The organism is Nitratireductor sp. J20-h4 (assembly GCF_056780505.1).
The window spans coordinates 955,043-974,640 of the sequence record NZ_CM165557.1 but is presented as its reverse complement, the minus strand read 5'-3'; the positions used below and the strand labels follow the sequence as shown (position 1 = coordinate 974,640).

The 19,598-nt window shown below is 67.4% G+C and carries 15 protein-coding genes; all 15 read right to left on the bottom strand.

The window, feature by feature from the left end:
- Window positions 1-35: 35 nt before the first annotated feature.
- Window positions 36-3,005 carry a bifunctional [glutamine synthetase] adenylyltransferase/[glutamine synthetase]-adenylyl-L-tyrosine phosphorylase gene (locus ACT2B0_RS04730; protein ID WP_473461967.1) on the bottom strand — a complete coding sequence of 990 codons (2,970 nt, stop codon included), beginning with the start codon at window positions 3,003-3,005 and terminating at the stop codon, window positions 36-38.
- Window positions 3,002-4,438, bottom strand: a complete 1,437-nt coding sequence (locus ACT2B0_RS04725; protein ID WP_473461964.1) for a sensor histidine kinase — start codon at window positions 4,436-4,438, stop codon at window positions 3,002-3,004. Before ACT2B0_RS04725 ends, ACT2B0_RS04730 begins: the two co-directional genes overlap by 4 nt.
- On the bottom strand, window positions 4,438-5,112 hold the full coding sequence (locus ACT2B0_RS04720; protein WP_348289668.1) for a response regulator transcription factor: 675 nt from the start codon (window positions 5,110-5,112) through the stop codon (window positions 4,438-4,440). Before ACT2B0_RS04720 ends, ACT2B0_RS04725 begins: the two co-directional genes overlap by 1 nt.
- A 123-nt stretch (window positions 5,113-5,235) precedes the next feature.
- Window positions 5,236-6,765, bottom strand: a complete 1,530-nt coding sequence (locus ACT2B0_RS04715) for a Do family serine endopeptidase (protein WP_348289671.1) — start codon at window positions 6,763-6,765, stop codon at window positions 5,236-5,238.
- Between the two features lie 155 nt (window positions 6,766-6,920).
- Window positions 6,921-8,156 (bottom strand): bifunctional alpha/beta hydrolase/OsmC family protein, encoded by a 1,236-nt coding sequence (locus ACT2B0_RS04710; RefSeq protein WP_473461961.1) that lies wholly within the window; start codon window positions 8,154-8,156, stop codon window positions 6,921-6,923.
- Between the two features lie 37 nt (window positions 8,157-8,193).
- The gene (locus ACT2B0_RS04705; RefSeq protein ID WP_348289676.1) at window positions 8,194-8,673 is read right to left on the bottom strand and encodes a cytochrome c-type biogenesis protein; all 480 of its coding nucleotides are present in this window, start codon (window positions 8,671-8,673) and stop codon (window positions 8,194-8,196) included.
- The gene (locus ACT2B0_RS04700; RefSeq protein ID WP_473465787.1) at window positions 8,670-10,652 is read right to left on the bottom strand and encodes a heme lyase CcmF/NrfE family subunit; all 1,983 of its coding nucleotides are present in this window, start codon (window positions 10,650-10,652) and stop codon (window positions 8,670-8,672) included. Before ACT2B0_RS04700 ends, ACT2B0_RS04705 begins: the two co-directional genes overlap by 4 nt.
- A gap of 7 nt (window positions 10,653-10,659) precedes the next feature.
- On the bottom strand, window positions 10,660-11,100 hold the full coding sequence (gene ccmE, locus ACT2B0_RS04695; protein WP_348289682.1) for a cytochrome c maturation protein CcmE: 441 nt from the start codon (window positions 11,098-11,100) through the stop codon (window positions 10,660-10,662).
- Window positions 11,101-11,102: 2 nt separating this feature from the next.
- Entirely contained in the window at window positions 11,103-12,230 is a 1,128-nt protein-coding gene (gene ccmI / locus ACT2B0_RS04690) for a c-type cytochrome biogenesis protein CcmI (RefSeq protein ID WP_473465785.1), read from the bottom strand.
- Window positions 12,231-12,315: 85 nt separating this feature from the next.
- Window positions 12,316-12,723 (bottom strand): hypothetical protein, encoded by a 408-nt coding sequence (locus tag ACT2B0_RS04685; protein ID WP_473461957.1) that lies wholly within the window; start codon window positions 12,721-12,723, stop codon window positions 12,316-12,318.
- 113 nt (window positions 12,724-12,836) lie between these two features.
- A complete protein-coding gene (locus ACT2B0_RS04680; protein WP_473461956.1) occupies window positions 12,837-14,204 on the bottom strand; it encodes an ATP-binding protein in 1,368 nt (455 codons plus the stop codon).
- 43 nt (window positions 14,205-14,247) lie between these two features.
- Window positions 14,248-14,913, bottom strand: a complete 666-nt coding sequence (locus tag ACT2B0_RS04675) for a response regulator transcription factor (RefSeq protein WP_348289691.1) — start codon at window positions 14,911-14,913, stop codon at window positions 14,248-14,250.
- A 78-nt stretch (window positions 14,914-14,991) separates the two neighbouring features.
- A complete protein-coding gene (locus ACT2B0_RS04670; RefSeq protein ID WP_348289694.1) occupies window positions 14,992-15,288 on the bottom strand; it encodes a hypothetical protein in 297 nt (98 codons plus the stop codon).
- 135 nt (window positions 15,289-15,423) lie between these two features.
- Window positions 15,424-15,630 (bottom strand): hypothetical protein, encoded by a 207-nt coding sequence (locus ACT2B0_RS04665; protein WP_473461954.1) that lies wholly within the window; start codon window positions 15,628-15,630, stop codon window positions 15,424-15,426.
- Window positions 15,631-15,689: 59 nt separating this feature from the next.
- Window positions 15,690-19,595, bottom strand: coding sequence for a baseplate multidomain protein megatron (locus ACT2B0_RS04660; protein WP_473461951.1), 3,906 nt, complete (start codon window positions 19,593-19,595; stop codon window positions 15,690-15,692).
- Window positions 19,596-19,598: the final 3 nt, after the last annotated feature.

The following is a 19,598-nucleotide window of genomic DNA, read 5'->3' as shown; positions in this document are numbered from 1 at the left end:
CGTTGCTGTCGGGGCATGGCCAGGCATCCCATCGATCAGCCATGCGTCCCACGAAACAGCGCGTCGAAATGGGTGCGAACGCGCCGAGACGTTTCTTCGATATGCGCTTCCAGTACTTTGAGGCTGGGCAGGTCGGTGTTGCGCAGCATCAGATCGGCGAGCCCGGGCGGCAGGTCGTCCGGGTCGACCTCGCCGGTCAGGCAAAGCCGCGCCACCTGGGTCAGCCCCATGAACAGGGCGAACGCCTCGACCAGTTCGTCGCGCATTTGCGGCGCGCAGAACTCCGGTCCAAGGCGGGCGAGCAGGTCAGCGGTCGCGGTCGTGCGGGCACCGTCTCCGGCCAACCCGCCGGTCAGCACGGCCGTCTGGGCGATGAATTCGAGATCGATCAGACCGCCGGGAACGAGTTTCAGGTCCCACAGGCCGCGCGGCGGCTTTTCCTCCTCGATCAGGGCGCGCATCTCGCGCGCGTCCGCAAACACCTTGCGCCGTTCGCTCGGCATCGCGAGCAGCGTCTCGACCTCTGCGGCGACCGCTTCGCCGAATGCGGCATCGCCGGCCACGACGCGCGCGCGGGTTAGCGCCATGCGCTCCCAGGTCCAGGCGTCCTTGCGCTGATAGTTGCGGAACGCGTCGATATGAGTGGCCACCGGCCCCTTGTTGCCGGACGGCCGCAGGCGCAGATCGAGCTCGTAGAGCACGCCCTCGGCCGTCGGCGCCGAGACCGCGGCGATCAGCCGTTGCGTGAAGCGGGCGAAATAGTGCGACGGCGCGAGCGGCCTAGCGCCGGAGGACTCCTCGGCCTTCTCGTCATGGTCGTAAAGCAGGATCAGATCGACGTCCGACCCAGCGGTCAGTTCGCGGCTGCCGAGCTTGCCCATGCCCAGTATGGCGACGCGGCCGCCGGAAACCGTGCCGTGCCGGGTCGCGAACTCGGCCGAAACCGCGTCGAGCGCGGCCCCGATCGTCAGATCGGCGAGATCGGAAAACGCCTTGCCGGCACGGGTGGCGTCGATCGCGCCGGTCAAAAGCCGCATGCCGATCAGGAATTTCTGTTCGGCTGCGAAAATGCGCAACCGGTCGAGCGTCTCCTCGTAGGCGACGGCGCCGTGCAGGAAAGCCTCGAGCCTGGCCGCGAGATAGGCCTTGTTGGGCAGTTCCGACAACAGGCCGGGATCGAGCAGGCCGTCGAAGACGTGCGGACGGCGGGTGATGATGGCGGCCAGGCGTGGCGCGGCGCCCATGATGGTGGCAAGCAGCCGCAGCAGGCCGGGATTGGACTGCAGCAGCGAGAAAAGCTGAATGCCGGCCGGCAGGCCGCGCATGAACTCGTCGAAGCGCAGGATCGCCTCGTCGGCCCGCTTGGTGGCGCCGAAGGCCTCCAGCAACGCCGGCGTCAGCTCGGTAAGCCGTTCGCGCGCCTCGGCCGACTGGGTGGCGCGGTAGCGGCCGAAATGCCAGGTGCGGATCACGCGGCAAATGTCGCTCGGCCGCTCGAAGCCCAGATTGCTCAGCGTTTCCAGGGTGCCGGGATCGTCGACGTCGCCGGTGAAGACGAGATTGCCGACGCCGCTGGAAAGCTGCGGCGCGCTTTCAAACAGCGCGGCATAGTGGTCTTCGACATCCTTGAGCGCGGCCCGAAACGCGCTCGAGAAATCGTCGGCGGAGGCGAAACCGCGCAGCAGCGCCACCCGTTCGAGCCCGTCGTCGTCTTCCGGCAGTGTGTGGGTCTGTTCGTCGGTCATCATCTGCAGCGCATGTTCGATGTCGCGCAGGAACCAGTAGCGCGCCGACAGCGTGTCGCGCGCCTCGCCCGATATCCAGCCGCGATCGGACAGGCAGGCGAGCATCGCCACGGTCTCGCGTCCGCGCAGTTCGGGGAACCGGCCGCCGGCGATCAGTTGCTGGGTCTGGACGAAGAACTCGATCTCGCGGATGCCGCCCCGGCCGAGCTTGACGTTGTGGCCGCGCACGGCGATCTCGCCATGGCCCTTGTGGGCGTGGATCTGGCGCTTGATCGAATGGACGTCGGCGATCGCGGCGTAATCCATATATTTGCGCCAGACATAGGGCGTCAGTTCCTTGAACACGCGCTCGCCCACCTGGCGGTCGCCGGCGACCGGCCGCGCCTTGATCATGGCCGCGCGCTCCCAGTTCTGCCCGCGGCTTTCGTAATAGTTGAGCGCGGCTTCGACCGGGATGGCGAGCGGGGTCGAGCCGGGATCGGGGCGCAGGCGCAGATCGGTGCGGAAGACGTAACCATGCTCGGTGCGGTCCTGCAGGATGCGCACCAGCCGCCGGGTCAGCCGCGAAAACAGGTCGGTCGCCTCATAAGGGTCGCCGATCGCCGGCGCCTCGGGATCGAAAAAGGCGATCAGATCGATGTCGGAGGAGAAGTTGAGTTCGTGCGCGCCGAGCTTGCCCATCCCAAGCAGGATCCAACCCGAGCCGGTTTCGGGATCGTCCGGATCGGGCAAAGCGAGCTTGCCCTTGTCGTGCGCCTCGCGCAGCAGGAAGCGGACCGCCGCGCCAATCGCCACGTCGGCCAGGCGGCTCAACCGCATCACGGTGGCGCGGGTGTCGCAGGCGCCGGCTATGTCGCACAACGCGATCAGGAAATGCGCCTCGGCCTTCAGCCGGCGCAATGCCGCCATCAGGCTGGCCTCGGTCGCCCCGTCGCCGCGCGCGACGTTGTCGATCTCGCCGAACAGGGTCTCCAGCCTTGCATCCGCAGCCTGGTCGAACAGGCGCTCCAGGATCGCCGGCTCGCGCCGGGCGACATCGCGCAGATAGGGCGACAGGGCAAAGACCCCAGCCAGAAAGGCGGCGAGCGGCGTGTCGGAGCCGGCAAGCGCGGCCAGTCGCGGCAGATCGGCCTCGCGCGCGCAGTCGCCGAGCGCTTCGAGCTGCTCGGCCGCCTCTTCGGCCGACGGTGCGTTGATCGCGCGCGCCGGCGCGCCGAACCAGGCGCGGCCGTCGATCGGTTCGTTCGCAGCGGCGCTCACGATGCCGCCCCCGTGCCGTGAAAGACCATCGCGACCTGCAGGCCGGGACCAGCGTCGGCAAGCTCGAGGCGCCCGCGATGAAAGGTCATGACCGCGCGGGCCAGGCTCAGCCCGAGGCCTGAGCCCGGCTGGGTGCGGCTTGCCTCGAGCCGCACGAACCGCTCGGTGGCGCGCTCACGGTCCTCGGCGGGAATGCCCGGCCCGTTGTCTGCGATCACGATGCGCACCTCCCCGTCCGCCTTGTCCAGCGCGATCGACACGGCCGGCGCCGCGGCGTGTCCCGCACAGTACTTGATCGCGTTGTCGACAACGTTTGACAAGGCCTGGGCGACGAGCTCGCGGTTGGCCATCACGGTTTGCGGCTTGGCGATCCGCGTTTCGAGAGTGACGCCGCGCTCCTCGGCGACCGGCTCGTAGAGTTCGGCCACGTCGGCGATGATGCCGGCGAGATCGATCCTGTCGGTCGATTCGGCCGAATAGCCGGCCTCCAGCCGCGAAATCATCAAGATGGCGTTGAAGGTGCGGATCAGCTGGTCGGATTCCGCGATCGCCGCCTCCAGCGCCTCGCGCAGCGCGGCCTCGTCCTTGGAGCCGGCAAGGGCGGATTCGGCGCGCTGGCGCAGCCTGGTCAGCGGCGTCTTCAGGTCGTGGGCGATATTGTCGGACACTTGCTTCAGCCCCTCGTTGAGGGCCGAGATGCGCGTCAGCATGGCGTTGAGATTGGCGGAAAGCCGGTCGAATTCGTCCCCTGCCCCGCTGACGGGAAGCCGGCCGGAAAGATCGCCGCCCATGATGCGCTGGCTCGCCGCGGAAATCGAATCGATGCGGCGCAGCGCGGCGCGGCCGACGAAAAACCAGATCAGAAAGGCGCCGATGCCCATGAAGGCGAGCGCCAGGATCAGCGCACGCTGGACCACTCGGCGGAAACGCTCCGGCTCGCCGAGGTCGCGGCCGACAAGCAGGATCATGCGGTTGGGCAGGCGGATGACCAGCGCCATGGCTGTATGCGGCAAGCCTCCGCGCGCGGCCTCGGGCGCCGGCGCGCGCTGGCCAAGTCCGGTATCGCCATAGCGCTCGTAGGCGAAGGGGCGCTGGGTCCAGCCTTCCAGTTCGAGCACACCCGGCTGAAGACTTTCGACATTGCCCGACAGGATGCGGCCATTGGGATCCGCGATCAGATAGAGATTGGCGCCGGGCTGGCGCGCGCGCTGTTCGACGACACGCACAAGCCGGGGAATGCCGCCGCGCTCGTAGGCGCGCACAAGATTGCGCGCCTCCTCCTGGATGGTTTCCTGGTTCTGCGCGGCGATGATGCGCACGGAAATCGAGGTCATGTAGATGACCAGGAGCACCGCGCAGGCACCGAACAGGAGCAGGTAGAGCGCGGAAAGCCGGGCGGCCGTCGTCTTCATGATGGCCGGCAGCCGCATCATCAGCCGGCCTTCAGCATGTAGCCGGCGCCACGCACGGTGTGCAGGAGCGGCTTGTCGAAACCCTTCTCGATCTTGCCGCGCAGGCGCGACACGTGCACGTCGATGACATTGGTCTGGGGATCGAAATGATAGTCCCAGACATTTTCCAGGAGCATCGTGCGGGTCACCACCTGGCCGGCGTGACGCATCAGATATTCGAGCAACCGAAACTCGCGCGGCTGCAGTGTAATCTCGCGGCCGGCGCGGCGCACCGTGTGCGACAGCCGGTCGAGTTCGAGGTCGCCGGCCCGGTAAACGGTCTCCACGTCGCCGGAGCCGGCGCGCCGGTTGAGCACCTCGATGCGGGCCAGAAGCTCCGACATGGCGAACGGCTTGGTGAGATAATCGTCGCCGCCCGCCTTCAGGCCCGTCACCCGGTCGTCGACCTCGCCGAGCGCGGACAGGATCAGGACCGGCGTGCGTTGCCCCCGCGCTCTCAGACCGGCCACCACCGACAGCCCATCGCGGCGCGGCAGCATGCGGTCGACGATCAGCACGTCGTAGTCGCCGCCGTCGGCGAGCGTGAAGCCGGTCTCGCCGTCACCGGCCACGTGCGCGGTGTGCCCGGCCTCGTTCAAGGCGCGCTCAAGATAATCGGCCGCCTCGCGGTCGTCCTCGATCAGCAGAATCTTCATGGCGGCCTTATACGACACAAGTCAGGCAACGTGCACCGGGCCGCGGCAAGGCGGCCCGGTGCCGTCGACCATTGCGGGCGGGCATTCCGGCAAAAGCCCGAACGCCCGGCCTGTCATGCGCGATCAGCCGCGGGCGACCGGCAGGGCGACGAAGCGGTTGGTGTCGTCGCGCTGCAACTGGAACAGCACCGCCTTGCGTCCGGCGCGCGAGGCTTCCGCGACCGCCTTTTCGACGGCGCCGGCGCTGTCGACCGGCACCGAATTCACCGCCACCACGATATCGCCGGAGCGGATGCCGCGATCGGCGGCCGCGCTGCCCGGCTCGACCGCGGTCACGACCACGCCCTCGCCGCTGTCCGCGGCAGTAACCGTCAGACCGAAATTCTCCAGCAGGTCGCCCTCGGATTGCTGGTCGGTCTGCAGGGCGGCCTGCTTTTCCACGCCCGGCATCTCGGCCAGTTCAACCGCGATCTTCTGGGTCTCGCCATTGCGCCACACCGTGATCTCGGTCTTGGTGCCCGGCGTCATGGCGCCGATCAGGCGGGCGAGTTCGCGCGGCGAGGCAACGTCCGTGCCGTCGACCTCGACAATCACGTCGCCCGGCTTGATACCGGCGGCAAAGGCGGGGCCGTCCGATTGCGGTTCGGTCACCAGCGCGCCCTCGTTTTCGGCCAGGCCGAGCGATTCGGCGATGTCGTCGGTCACCGGCTGGATCTGGACGCCGAGCCAGCCGCGTTCGACCGTGCCGTCCTCGATCAGTTCCTTGACCACCTCTTTGGCGATCGAGGCGGGAATGGCGAAGGCGATGCCGACATTGCCGCCCGACGGCGAGAAGATGGCGGTGTTGATGCCGACCACCTCGCCGTTCAGGTTGAAGGCCGGGCCGCCGGAATTGCCGCGATTGACCGCGGCGTCGATCTGGATGAAGTCGTCATAGGGACCCGCGCCGATGTCGCGGCCGCGCGCCGAGACGATGCCGGCGGTCACGGTGCCGCCAAGGCCGAACGGGTTGCCGACGGCCACCACCCAGTCGCCGACCCGCACCTTGGCGTCGTCGGCAAAGGCGACATAGGTGAACTTGCGCTCCTCGGCGACCTTGAGCACGGCCAGGTCGGTGCGCGGATCGGTGCCAATCAGCGTCGCGTCGATTTCCGAGCCGTCATCCATCATCACGGTGAATTCGGAACCGCCGTCGACGACATGGTTGTTCGTGACAAGATAGCCGTCCTCGCTGATGAAGAAACCGGACCCCTGCGAAACGGGTCGGGCGCGTCCGCGGCCTTCGGGGCGGCCGCCGCGCGGACCCGGTCCGAAGAAACGATCGCCGCGGAACTCGCGGAAGAAACGCTTCAGCGGGTGACCGTCCGGCAGGTCGTCGAAGCCCGGCCCGCCGAAAAACGAGCCCGAGCCGCGATCGTTCGCAGGCTGCAGCTTCGCCTTGACGCGGACGCTGACGACGGCCGGGGACACGCGCTCGACAATATCGGCGAAACCCGGGGCGGCGGGCGCGTCGACCCTGACCGCCTCGGCCAGGACGGGCTGGGTGCCCGAGGCGACGGCGGTGAAGCCGACCGCCGATGCGACCGCGACGGAGGCGACGGCGGCCAGGAGCCGCTTGCTGGTTCGGGATGCGGTGGTTTGCGGTGAAGTCATGATCTGCTGTTTCCTTTCGGATCGACGTTCACGATGAACTATGTCGGACCCGAGAGGTAGTTGGCAGCACATTACGGCACCATTTCCGGCGCATGAAATTTTGGTAATGTTGTCGGCGGGCTCTCCCATGCCGACCGCGCCTCGTCCTTACTCCGTCATGCGTCCGTGCGGATGACGGTCCTGACCTTGGCGCGCGCCTCCAGCGTGCGGTGGACGGGACATTTGTTGGCGATCTCCTCGATCTTGCCGGCGAGCGCCTCGGGCACCCCGCCATCGACGGTGATCACCCGTTCGAAGCGGTCGATCTTGCCGCCGTTGGAGCGCTCCTCGTCGCTGCATTCCTCGCAGTCGCGGGCATGGATCTTGGCGTGGGAAACGTCGACGCTGACCGGGCCGAGATCGAGCTTCTTGAAATCGGCATACATGCGCAGCGTCATCGACGTGCAGGCGCCCAGCGCCATCGACAGGAAATCATAGGGGGATGGACCGGTGTCCAGGCCGCCGACGCTTTCGGGCTCGTCGGCGAAAAGGCGGTGACGGCCGGCCTGGACGGCGTTCTGGAACTTGCCGGCGCCGGTTTCCGTCACCCGCACATGCTCGACATTCTCCATGCCCTGGGGCGTGTCGCGGCGCAGATAGCGGCCGGCCCAGCCGACGATCACCTGGGCGGCGAACTGGGCATCGTCGGGATTGGTCAGCAGATGGTCGGCCTTGTCGAGCGACACGAAGCTCTTGGGGTGCTTGGCGCTGGTGAAGATCGTCGTGGCATTTTCGATGCCGACGACGGCATCGACAGGCGAATGGAGCACGAGCAAGGGCTTTTTCATACGTGCGATCGCGTCCGTCAGACGGGTCGAGCGCACGTCGTCGACGAATTTCTTGCCGATGCGGAAGCTGCGACCGGCCAGCGTGACCTCGGCTTCGCCCTTGGCCTCGATTTCCGACAGGCTGGCACCGAAATTCTTGAGCACGTGGCCGGTGTCGGCGGGCGCCCCGATGGTGACCACGGCCTTGGCCTCGGGCAAATCCTTGGCCACGGCCAGAACCGCCGCGCCACCGAGCGAATGGCCGATCAGCAGCGACGGCGCCTCGTAGCGCTCGCGCAGAAAGGCCGCCGCCGACAGAATATCAGCGACATTGGAGGAAAAATCGGTCGAGGCGAACTCGCCCTCCGACGAGCCCAGCCCGGTGAAGTCGAAACGCAGCACCGCCACGCCGGAGCGCGCCAGTTCGGAGGCAAGGCGGCGTACCGCCACCAGATCCTTGGAACAGGTGAAACAATGGGCAAACAGCGCATAAGCGCGTACCGGCCCGTTGGGCGTATCGAGGCGCGCCGACAGCTTGGCGCCGGAATGGCCCTCGAAATCCACGCGCACGATCGTTTCCTTCATGGCAATCCCCTTTGTTCTGACGGATCGCCGCGGCGCCTCAGTTCGTGTCGCGCGGCTCTCGCAAGATTTCGTCGAGTTTTTTCTGCTCCTCCGCGCTCAGCGGAAGCGGCCCCGCCCGCCTTGCACGGCCGCTGACGAGAAGGAAAACGCCGCCAAGGGCAAGCAGCACCACCGGTGTCGCCCACAAGGCCGCGTTGCGCAGGCTGAAGCGCGGCCTGAGCAGGACGAACTCACCATAACGCGCGACCACGAAGTCGATCACCTCCTCATCGCTGTCGCCGGCAACCAGACGCTCGCGCACCAGGACCCGAAGGTCCCTGGCAAGCTCGGCGTTCGAATCGTCGATCGACTGGTTCTGGCACACCAGGCAGCGCAGATTCGCCGACAGACCGCGCGCGCGTTCCTCCAGTGCCGGGTCGTCCAGCACCTCGTCCGGCTCGACGGCCAGGCCGGGCACCGCCCATGCCCACGCCAGCAGGCACAGCCCGGCAGCCAGATGGCGCGCGGCCGGCTTCACGTGGCCGCCGCGGCTTGGCCGGCCTTCTTGGGGCGCGCCGGCGCCCCGACGCGCAGCCGCCGGTCGGCCAGCGACAGCGTTCCGCCGATCATCATCACCAGCGCGCCAAGCCAGATCAGCGTCACCAGCGGTTTCCACCAGACGCGCACCACGACGCCGCCATCGTCGGTTTCGTCGCCGAGCGAGATGTAGAGCTGGCTCAGGCCCAGCGTCTCGATACCGGCCTCCGTGGTCGGCATCCGTCGCGCCGTGTAAAGCCGCTTTGACGATACGATGGTGGCGATGCGGTCGCCGTCGGCGTCGAAAACGGGAAACACGCCCTGGTCCTCGGTGTAGTTCGGTCCGCGATGCGGGTTCAGCGCCTCGAAGCGCAGCGTATAACCGGCCACGTCGACGGTTTCGCCGGGCTTCATGGTCAGGATCGTCTCGGTCTGCAGGGTGACGACGGCGACCACGCCGAGCGTCGACAGGCCGAGACCGAGATGGGCGAGCGCCGTGCCGTGGGCCGAGCGCGGCAGGCCGGCGAGCCGGCGCAGCGCCGTCTTGGGCGTCACCTTGCCAACGCCGGCCCGCAGGGCCAGGTCGGTCAAAGCGCCAAAGATCAGCCAGAAGGCAAGGCCGATGCCGAGCGCGGCCAGCGCCGCGTTCCGATCGAGAAACAGCAACGCCAGAATGCCGGCGAGCGCGGCGAGCGCGAACGCCACCGTCAGGCGCTGCGCCGCGGCAAACAGGTCGCCGCGCTTCCACGCCATGAGCGGGCCGAACGGCACGGCAACAAGAAGCACGGCAAAGACCGGGCCGAAGGTCAAGTTGAAGAACGGTTCGCCGACCGAGATCTTGTCGCCGGTCACGGCCTCGATGGCGAGCGGGTAGAGCGTTCCGACCAGCACCGTCGCGGTGGCCGTGCTCAAAAACAGATTGTTGAGCACCAGCGCGCCCTCGCGCGAAATCGGATGAAAAAGCCCGCCCGGGGCGAGCGACTGCGAACGCCAGGCAAACAGCGCCAGCGCCCCGCCGATGAAAAAGACCAGGATCGCCAGGATGAAAACACCGCGGCTCGGATCGCTGGCAAAGGCGTGCACGGAGGTCAGCACGCCCGATCGCACCAGGAAAGTGCCGAGCAAGGACAGCGAAAAGGCGAGAATGGACAGAAGCAGCGTCCAGATCTTCAGCGCGCCGCGTTTTTCCATCACGATCGCCGAATGCAGCAGCGCCGTGCCGGCCAGCCATGGCATGAAGGAGGCGTTCTCGACCGGGTCCCAGAACCAGAAACCGCCCCAGCCGAGCTCGTAATAGGCCCAGAACGAGCCCATGGCGATACCGCCGGTCAGAAAGATCCAGGCGACCAGCGTCCACGGCCGCACCCAGCGCGCCCAGGCCGCGTCGATACGCCCCTCGATCAGCGCGGCGACGGCGAAGGAAAAACAGACCGAAAAGCCGACATAGCCCAGATAAAGCAGCGGCGGGTGGATGGCGAGCCCGACATCCTGCAGGATCGGGTTGAGATCGCGCCCCTCGATCGGCGCCGGATTGAGCCGGGCGAAGGGGTTCGAGGTCATCAGAATAAACAGAAAGAACGCCACGCCGACCATGCCCTGGACCGACAGCACGGTGGCCTGCAGGGTCGCGGGCAGATTGCGCCCGAACGCGGCGACGAGAGCGCCGAACAGCGTCAGGATCAGCACCCACAACAGCATCGAGCCCTCGTGATTGCCCCATGTGCCGGTGATCTTGTAGAGCATCGGCTTTTGCGAATGCGAGTTCTCGAACACGTTGACGACGGAAAAATCCGACACCATGTAGGCCGAGACCAGCACCGCGAAAGCCAGACCCGTCATCGCGAAACAGGTGATGGCGACCGGCCGGCCGACAGCCATCAAGCGGGCATCGCCGGTGCGTGCGCCCAGAAGCGGCAGCGCCACCTGGACCAGCGACAGCGCGAATGCCAGCACGAGGGCGAAATGTCCGGTCTCGATCATCATGGCGCTACTCCTGGGCGTGCTGCCAGACGCCCTGTTCCTTCAGGCTGTCGGCGACTTCCTTCGGCATGTAGTTTTCGTCGTGCTTGGCCAGAACGCTGTCGGCCACGAATGTGCCGCCGGCATCGAACGTGCCTTCGGTGACCACGCCCTGCCCTTCGCGAAAAAGGTCCGGCAGCAGGCCGACATAAACAACCGGCACCCGGTTTTCGGTATCGGAAACGGCGAAGGTGATGCGGCTGCCCTGGCCGCGCACCACCGAACCGTCCTCGACCAGGCCGCCGAGGCGTACGCGCTGGCCGGGCGGCACCGCAGCCTCCGCGATGTCGGCGGGCATATAGAAATAGGAGGTCTTTTGCCCGAGTGCGTAAAAGGTCAGCGCCGTCGCCGCGCCGAGGAATCCCAGCGCGCCGGCGATGATCGACAGTCTCTTTTGCTTGCGTGTCATGCTCACTCCACCGCGCCGAGGCCGAGGGTTCCGGCAAAGTCGCGCAATTTTTGTCCGGCCTCGCTGTCAGGCCCCAGGGCCTTGAGACCGCGTTCGAGGGCTTGACGTGCGTCGCCCTTGCGGCCGAGCACGCTGTAGGAGCGCACGAGCCGGCGCCAGCCCTCAGCGTCGGCGGGATTATCGCGCAGGCGCTGATCCAGGTTCGCGACCATGGTCTCGATCATGGCGGTGCGATCCGCGGCGTTCATCTGCGCCGCCGCCTCCACATCGTCCCGGGACGGGCCACCGGCAACGGGGGCGTCGAGCCCGGCCTGCGCGCGCGCCAGCGCCTCGCCGACCACGCCACGCCAGGGCGAGGCTTGCGGCAAATCGCCCATCAGCGCCGTCAGATCCGCCACCGCGTCCTCCAGCCGGCCCTCCTGGGCCAGCGCCGTTGCAAGATAGAACCGCGCCTTGGGATTGTTGTCTCCGCCCGCCGCGACGGCGCGACGGAACGCATCCGCCGCCTCGTTGGTGACGATGCCGCCGGCTTCGGCAAAAAGCGCCTCGCCGAGGCCGGTTTCACGGGCCGGGTCGCTGCCAAGCAGCCGGATCGCATTGCGATAGGCGATGACGGCATCGGCGGGACGATTCATGCGCAGATAGATCGGCGCCAGAACGTTCCAGCCCCGACCGTCCTCGGGATTGGCGCGAATGTGGTTTTCGGCCCGCGCCACCAACTCGTCGAGAGTGTTGTCGCGGGGATCCTTTTCCAGGCGCTGGGCGAGCGGCTGGGCCGGCAGATCGGGCGAGCCGATCGTGGCGTACACGCCCCAGCTCAGCAGCGGAACGCCGAGCACCGCGCAGGCGGTCACGACCGGCACCAGCCGGGAAGCGCGCGGGCCGCCCGCAGTGCCGGCGGCGTCGAGCTTGATCATCCTGCGGCCGATCTCGGCGCGTGCTTCCTCGGCCTCGGCCTCGCCGATCAGACCGCGTTGTCTGTCGCGGCCAATCTCGGCAAGCTGGTCTCGGTAAACTTCAAGATCGTGAGCGGCGGCCGGCACATGGGTTCGCGGCCGGCGGGCGAGCGGCAACAGGACCGCGAGCGAGGCGGCGATCGTCAGCAACGCGAGGAAAAGCCAGAACACCATCATCAATCACATAGACCCGCCGATCAGTTCTGCCAATCGCCGTGGCATGCGGCGATTTGGCTCCCGAGACGATCAGGCGCCCTGTCTAAGTCAGCGGCGTCCAGCTTCCGTCCTCGTTGCGGCAGGCGGTGCCGCGCGCCTCGCGCATGCCGGCCGTCCCGGTCACAGCATGCGTGTATTGCCGGCAATCCTGACTGCCGACCCGATAGGGCTGGGCCGCCGTCACCGCGCCCGTCCATGCTCCGCCATCGCTTTTCCAGGTCACCGGCTTGCCGCCTGGCGTGTGTTCGAGCGCGGTGTATTCGGCCTGTAGCGCAAGCCGACGATCGCGCGCACTCAGTCCCATGCCGAGTTCCCCGCCGATCAGGCCGCCATCCATCGCCTTTTCGATCGAAGCAGTCGACAGCAGGCCGGGCGTTACCCGGCCGAGCGAGGTGGTCGTGCAACCCGAAAGCAAGCCGCAGGCGAGCGCAATCAAGAGATTCAGTCTCATGGGGCCGGCCTGCATTCCCTTGTCGGATATTGGCGAAGACAATCGATTCCGCGTACCGGTCAGTTTTGACCGAAATTTGGCGCGCCTTCAATTATGCGTCGCCAATATTGCCGTCAACTGGCCTGGCGAAGCACGATTGCGACCCGCAGGCCGCCAAGTTGGCCACGCTCGAGCGCGATGGTGCCGCCATACTCGCCGACGAGATCGGCAACGATGGCGAGCCCAAGCCCGGTGCCCGGCTTGCTCTCGTCGAGGCGGCGGCCGCGTTTGAGCGCCTCGCGGGCCTTGTCCGGAGGAATGCCCGGCCCGTCATCCTCGATCGAGATCTCGAAACTCTGGCGGTCGTCCGCACCCGCCGTCAGCGAGACGCGGACGCGGGATTCGGCCCATTTCACCGCATTTTCCAGGAGATTGCCCAGAATCTCTTCCAGGTCCTCGCGCTCACCGGCGAACACGATCTCCTCGGCCGGAAGGCGGCTCTCGACGGTCACCGCCGGGTTGAGCTTGCGAAAAACCCGCACCAGCCGCTCGACGATATCGCGCGTCGGCGTGCGGAAAACGACGCTGTCGCGCTGGGCGGCGATGCGCGCACGCTTGAGGTAGTGCTCGACCTGCTCCTGCATCGAGGCCGCCTGCTCGACGATCAGATCGCCCTTTTGTCCGCCCATCGAACGCCCCTCGTTGAGAAGCACGGCAACCGGCGTCTTCAGCGAATGGGCGAGATTGCCGACCTGGGTGCGGGCGCGTTCCAGAATACGGCGGTTGTTTTCGATCAGCGCATTGGTCTCGTTGGCCAGCGGTTCGATTTCGGAGGGGAAATGTCCGTCGAGTTTTCTGGCCGTGCCTTCTCGCACTTGAGCGAGCGCGTTGCGCACCTGGTCGAGCGGGCGCAGCCCGAACAGGATCGCGACCGCGTTGATGGCAATCATTCCGGCGCCGAAAACCGCGAGATAGGTATAGAGCTGCCGCTCGAACTGGCTGATCTGCTGTTCGAGTTCGCTGCGATTGCCCATCACGCGGAAGCGGGCGATCCGGTTTTGCGCGTCGAGGATGAAATCGTTTTCCAGAACGTCGATGCGCTCGCCGCCGGGACCCGTCGTCTCGTAGCGGCGCTGGAATTCGCTGTCGAAGGGAACTTCCGCCACCGGCGGCGCCGGGATCGGGCGGGTCATGGAAGGCGAGCGAAAGCCGTCGCCAAGCCCCGGCGACACCGGTTCGACGGCCCAGTACCAACCGGATTCGGGTTGGGTGAATTTCAGGTCGTAGAGTTCCGGCGCACCCCGCAGGCTGCCGTCCTCGGCAACGCTGACGGCGGTGACGACGCTGTAGAGATGGGCCGTCAGAAGCCCGCGGAAACCGCGCTCCTCGGCATCGCGGTAGAGCGCGGAAATCAGCGTCGCGATAACGACGAGCGCGGCGATGGCCCAGACGGTGGAGTAGGTGACGACACGTAGGGAGAGCGAGCGCGGCCCGAACCTCATCCTCCGTGCCCGGCCCGCTGTCCGCTCCCGACCGGAGCCGCGCTCATGCGGCGGGCCCGTGCATGCGGTAGCCCATGCCGCGCACGGTCTCGATCAGATCGTTGCCGATCTTCTTGCGCAGGCGGCCGACGAACACCTCGACCGTGTTGGAATCGCGATCGAAATCCTGATCGTAGAGATGTTCGACCAGTTCCGTGCGCGACACCACCTCGCCCATGTGATGCATCAGATAGGCGAGCAGGCGGAACTCGTGCGACGTCAGCTTCACCGGCGCGCCATCGAGGTCCACCTTCGAGGTCTTGGTATCGAGCCTGAGGCCACCGCACACGAGTTCGGTGGTGGCGTGGCCGGCGGCCCGCCGGATCAGCGCGCGAACCCGCGCCAGCACTTCCTCGATATGGAAGGGTTTGGCGACGTAATCGTCGGCGCCGGCGTCGATACCGGCGACCTTGTCGCTCCAGCGGTCGCGCGCCGTCAGCATGAGGACCGGCATCTTCTTGCCGTCGCGGCGCCATTGTTCGATGACGCTGATGCCGTCCATCTCGGGCAGGCCGATATCGAGAATGACGGCGTCATAAGGCTCGGTATCGCCGAGGAAATGGCCTTCCTCGCCGTCATAGGCGCTATCGACGACATAACCCGCCTCCGCGAGCGCGTCGCTGATCTGTCGGTTGAGGTTCTTGTCGTCCTCGACAACGAGTATGCGCATCAGATCCTCGACGTAATCGATTGTACCCCGACCTATCTAACGCGCTTCGCCCAGGGAGGAAAAGCGGTTCGTCGGCCTCTATCCCGCGTTCACGGTCGTTTGCACGCGGCGCGGCGGTTTGCCGTCCTTGCTGGGAATTGTATAGGTGATGACACACACCGTACGCCCGCCCTGGTCAACGGATACGGCCCTGCGAAGCTGGCCGCCGGCGCTGGAGGCCACCGACTGACCGATGGCGGTGCAGTCGGCGGCGATCGTATGGACATAGCTCGGCACGCTCGGAGCCTGCGCAAGCACGGTGGCGTTAGCCGGGCTGGCCATCGCCACGGCAAGCGCCAGGGCCGCAGTCCTGAGATGGGGGCAAAAACCGTTCATGGCGCTCTTCTAGCCGGGATCGGCTGAACGCGGAATGAACGTGCGCGGCTTGAAGCAGCCTTGTCGCCTGATCCGGTCACGTTTTCTCCCCCTGTTCAGCCGGGACCGGCCTCGCCGTCGCGGACTGCGGCAACCCTAGCCGATTTTCGCGGTCGCCGACAATCGGCCAAAAAGGGCCAAAATCCCCGAGATCGCGGTGATGGTTTCCAAAACGGTCTCCGTCAGTGCGGCATTGTCGAGTTCGCCGAACGGCAGACCGAACAGGCCGGCGGTTCCCGTCAGCACCGTGATCAGCGACGCCCAGACGGTGCGCGACATGTACCAGGGTTTGGTTGCGGTCATGGGGATATCTCCTTCATGGTTTTTTGGGGGGGGGCGGGGGCGGGAAGTGCCAGAAACCTTCAACCGATCACCGTTCGCAGCACGGCCTGCAGACCGGGAGCGCCGGCGATACCCTTTTTCTGCATGACGACGATGTCGGCCTCGGCCGGCGTAGCGGCGAAATCGGCCAGGATGTCGGCAGCCGGATAGGTCCAGTACGGCACGGTCACATCGGCGGCGCGCACGAGGGCGCCCTCAGGGTGGCGGATTTCGACGCGGTAGGCCTCCGCCTCCTCGCCAAGCGGGATTTCGGCCGGCTCCCAGCTGTCGGCGGCGATCCGGCCGCGGCGTATCCAGCTTATCGTCACATCGCCGCCGGGCTGCAGCCGCGCGGCGATGTGGACAGGCGCCAGCGGCATGGCCGCGCGCAGGCCGCCGCCAAGATGCGCGGTGGAGAAGGCCGGGCCGCCGAAATCGGCGCTGGCCGGACCGACCAGCCAGTGAAGCGGCAGACCGATCTCCCGCGCGCGCAGCCCCGCCGGCCTGACGGCCGCGTCGAGCACCACGAACGGCGCGCCGGCAGAGGCGCCGGCAACCATTGCATCTTCCGTGCCGAGTTGCCCGCGCAGCAATCCGTCCAGTTGCCAGACATTCGCCGCCGTCTCGACGGCCGTCTCGTACTGGACGACTTCCCACACGCCGTTATCCGCCCTGATGGCGGCCGCGTTGGCGCCGTTCAGCATCTGGATGGTCGACACGCTGGCAAGCGCGCCGCCGCGCAGCTGCACGCGCAGTGCGTTTGCCCGGTCGATGCGCCCGACCGGGCCCGCGGCCAGGTCGGACAAAAGCGTGCCGGTCACCGCCGGTCTGTCGAGGTCGGCCCGTTCGTCGAAACCGGTCTCCTCGGGCGAGGCGAAGACGCGCTGCGCACGCCACGGACGCGACCAGGCGGCAAGCTGAAATTGCCGGTGGGGCTCGTCCGACGCGCTGGTCAGCGGCAAGTCCATGAACACGGCGAACGGCGCCGCGACCGGATCCGGAAGCCGGGCGGGGCTGTCTTCGGTTGCCGGAATATCGGGGGTTTTCGGCACGCGTTCCATGCGCCGTGCCTCGACCTGGCGGACCAGCCCCTCCTCGATCCCGGTCACCAGATACTCGCCGCCGACGCCGGCCTGCGCCAGGCTCACCGGCGAACCCGCTGCGATCGCGCGATCGCTCGCCGGCACGGCAAAGGTAACCGTCTCGCGTGCGCGCCACTGCCGGCGCAGCCAGTCGAGCGCGAGTGACCGGGCCGGCCCCGCTTCCAGACTTCCCGAAAAGGACAGCGCCTCCTGGCGGTTGTCGCCGGCGTCGGGACGCAGATGGCGGGCGGTCGCGGCCTGGTAGTCGCGCATCGGATCGCGAAAGGCGAGCACCACTTCGCCGGGCAGATCGTGGGGCGGCGCGCGCCTGTGCGCGATCGCCGGTTCGGGCTCGCGCCACACGAGGTCGGTGACCGCGACCGCCGGGCCCGCCACCGTTTCGATGTCACGCACGGCAAGCGCCCCGGCCTCTTCGATCACCGCCAGACCGTAAATATCGGCCAGCTCCTCCAGCACCGCGCGCGCCGTCGACGGCTGGGCGACCACATAGCCGACCAGCGTGCCGCCGGCATCGGTCGTGTCGGCCAACGGCAGGCCATGATCGGCCAGAACCGCGTTGACGAGATCGGCGACGGTCGGATTGGCCAGACGGCCGTTCAGCCAATGACCGAGCGGCCAGTTGCCGCCGTCGCCCCAGATATGCCTGGCCATCGGAAAGACGGGAAATGGCCGGGCGTCCCAGGCCCACAGATAGATCCGCTCGCGGTCGACCATGCGCCCGCCATAGGCGCCCGACACCGGGTTGTCGGTCTCAACGAATCCGGCGACCGCTTCGTCCCAATGGTCGAGATGGGCGCGCAGGAAACGGTGCTGGGCCAGGTCCGAGCGGCCACCATTCGAAAAATACGGCAACGCGCTTTCGGCGGATTTGGGATCGACGAACACATTGGGCTGGTTCGGCCCCTTGTCGCAGGCCGGACAACCGAGTTCGGTGAACCAGATCGGCTTCGAACGGGGCACGAACGCCGTCGGCGTCGCCGCCTCCACCCCGCCCGGGCGGTCATGATGCGGGTTCGACCACCACGAAACGATATCCTTGGGGCGGAACACCCACGGCTTGCCGTAGGCGCCGTCGGTGATGGCGCTGCGCTCGCGCATCAAGCGCGCCGCCTCGCTTACATAATGCCAGTCGTACCCCTCGCCCCCGGCGATCGCCGCCCGCAGCGCCTTGGCGTCGTAAGGGCCAGCCGCGCCATCGGGACTGGTTCCGGCATGGTCGCCGTCGCGCCAGTCGGCCAGCGGCAGGTAATTGTCGATGCCGATTGCATCAATGGCCGGATGGGCCCACAGCGGATCGAGATGGAAATAGACGTCGCCGCTGCCGTCTGACGGCTGGTGGCCGAAATATTCGCTCCAGTCCGCGCCGTAGCTGATCTTGGTCGGCGCGCCGACGACGAGACGCACCTGCGCCGCCAGGTCGCACAGCGCCTCGACCGCCGGAAAAGCGCCGGTTTGGTCGCGCAGCGTCGTCAGGCCGCGCAGTTCGGAGCCGATCAGGAAGGCGTCGACGCCGCCGGCCGCCTGCGCCAGCATCGCATAATGCAGCACGAAACGGCGATAGCCCCAGTCCTGCGGATCGCCGGCATACCGGGCCATTCCGTCTTCAATCGAAAAGTCGGCCGCCGTCGCCGCGCCCATGAACAGATCGGCCTGGCCGCGCGCGGAGGCGGTTTTGTCGGCGCTTTGAGGCCGGCCCGGCGCCGGATCGCACGTGATGCGGCCCCGCCATGGATAACGCGCCTGGGCGGAGCCACCATAAGGGTCGGGCAGCGTGTTGCCGGCCGGCACGTCCATCATGATGAAGGGGTAGAGCGTGACCTTCAGGCCGCGCGCCTTCAAGGCGCCGATCGCCTGGATCACCGACAGATCGGACGGCGTGCCGCCATAGGCGGCGCGGCCGGCGTCCTGCGAGACGATGTCGGCCTCGGCCGGGCCGAGCCCGCCTGCTTCCCAAGGCACCGACGCGGCGGCGACCGACGGATCGGTGACGCCGGGACGGATGCGGCATTGTCCGGCCCTCAGATCATTGCCGAACCAGGTCGCCACCAGGGCGACGTTTGTCAGGTTCGGACAGGTGGCGACGAGCTCGTCGAGCGAAGCCTCGAAATCGCTGGCGGCGTAAAGCACGTGCCGGTTGACGAGACCGGCCTCGCCCACCTGGACGCTCTGGCTGACCTCGCCCGGCGCGTAGCCGAACTGGGTCGATCCCGGGATCAGCGCGACGGCGCGCACCTGGCCGCACAGGGGACCGACAGGGCGGATGACTTCGAACTGGAGCTGCGGCAGGCGGTTGCCATACGCCTCGAGCGGCAGGCGTTCGAACACGACATAGGCGATCCCGCGATAGGCCGGAGCGTTGCCCGCGCCCTGCTTGGCCTCGATCAGCGGATCGGGCGGCTGATCCTCGCTGCCGCGATAAAGACGCATCGTCACCGCTGTCAGGTCGAGTTCGCGGCCGTCGGCCCAGACCCGGCGGATCGTCGCGATCTCGCCCTCGCACAGGGCGAACGCCGCGTTGGCGAAATAGGTGTAGGTATTGACGCGCGGTCCGCCCTTGCCGCCCTGGCGCTCGGAGGTGCGGGTTTCTTCGAACCGCGTCGCCCAGATCAGCGTGCCGCCCAGCCGCGCGGTGCCGTAAAGCCGGGGCACGGGCGTTCCATCCTCAGCCGAGAACGGCTGCGCGCCTTTCAGCCGCGGTCCTTCCCGCGTGCGCGTCCCGCCCAGCACATAGCGGTCCAGGGCATAGCCGGCGAGCGCGCCGGCGGCGGTGCCGATGGTGACGCCGGTCGCGCCGAGAAAACCGCCGAGATAGGCGCCGGCGGCCTGTAGCAGGAGTGTGGCCAAGAC

What these genes read in the sequence shown, in the direction of transcription:
- ccmE (WP_348289682.1), bottom strand. Translation starts at nt 11,100, where the DNA reads ATGACACGCAAGCAAAAGAGACTGTCGATCATCGCCGGCGCGCTGGGA.
- ACT2B0_RS04675 (WP_348289691.1), bottom strand. Translation starts at nt 14,913, where the DNA reads ATGCGCATACTCGTTGTCGAGGACGACAAGAACCTCAACCGACAGATC.
- ACT2B0_RS04710 (WP_473461961.1), bottom strand. Translation starts at nt 8,156, where the DNA reads ATGAAGGAAACGATCGTGCGCGTGGATTTCGAGGGCCATTCCGGCGCC.
- ACT2B0_RS04670 (WP_348289694.1), bottom strand. Translation starts at nt 15,288, where the DNA reads ATGAACGGTTTTTGCCCCCATCTCAGGACTGCGGCCCTGGCGCTTGCC.
- ACT2B0_RS04665 (WP_473461954.1), bottom strand. Translation starts at nt 15,630, where the DNA reads ATGACCGCAACCAAACCCTGGTACATGTCGCGCACCGTCTGGGCGTCG.
- ACT2B0_RS04725 (WP_473461964.1), bottom strand. Translation starts at nt 4,438, where the DNA reads ATGATGCGGCTGCCGGCCATCATGAAGACGACGGCCGCCCGGCTTTCC.
- ACT2B0_RS04700 (WP_473465787.1), bottom strand. Translation starts at nt 10,652, where the DNA reads ATGATCGAGACCGGACATTTCGCCCTCGTGCTGGCATTCGCGCTGTCG.
- ACT2B0_RS04715 (WP_348289671.1), bottom strand. Translation starts at nt 6,765, where the DNA reads ATGACTTCACCGCAAACCACCGCATCCCGAACCAGCAAGCGGCTCCTG.
- ACT2B0_RS04685 (WP_473461957.1), bottom strand. Translation starts at nt 12,723, where the DNA reads ATGAGACTGAATCTCTTGATTGCGCTCGCCTGCGGCTTGCTTTCGGGT.
- ccmI (WP_473465785.1), bottom strand. Translation starts at nt 12,230, where the DNA reads ATGGTGTTCTGGCTTTTCCTCGCGTTGCTGACGATCGCCGCCTCGCTC.
- ACT2B0_RS04720 (WP_348289668.1), bottom strand. Translation starts at nt 5,112, where the DNA reads ATGAAGATTCTGCTGATCGAGGACGACCGCGAGGCGGCCGATTATCTT.
- ACT2B0_RS04680 (WP_473461956.1), bottom strand. Translation starts at nt 14,204, where the DNA reads ATGAGGTTCGGGCCGCGCTCGCTCTCCCTACGTGTCGTCACCTACTCC.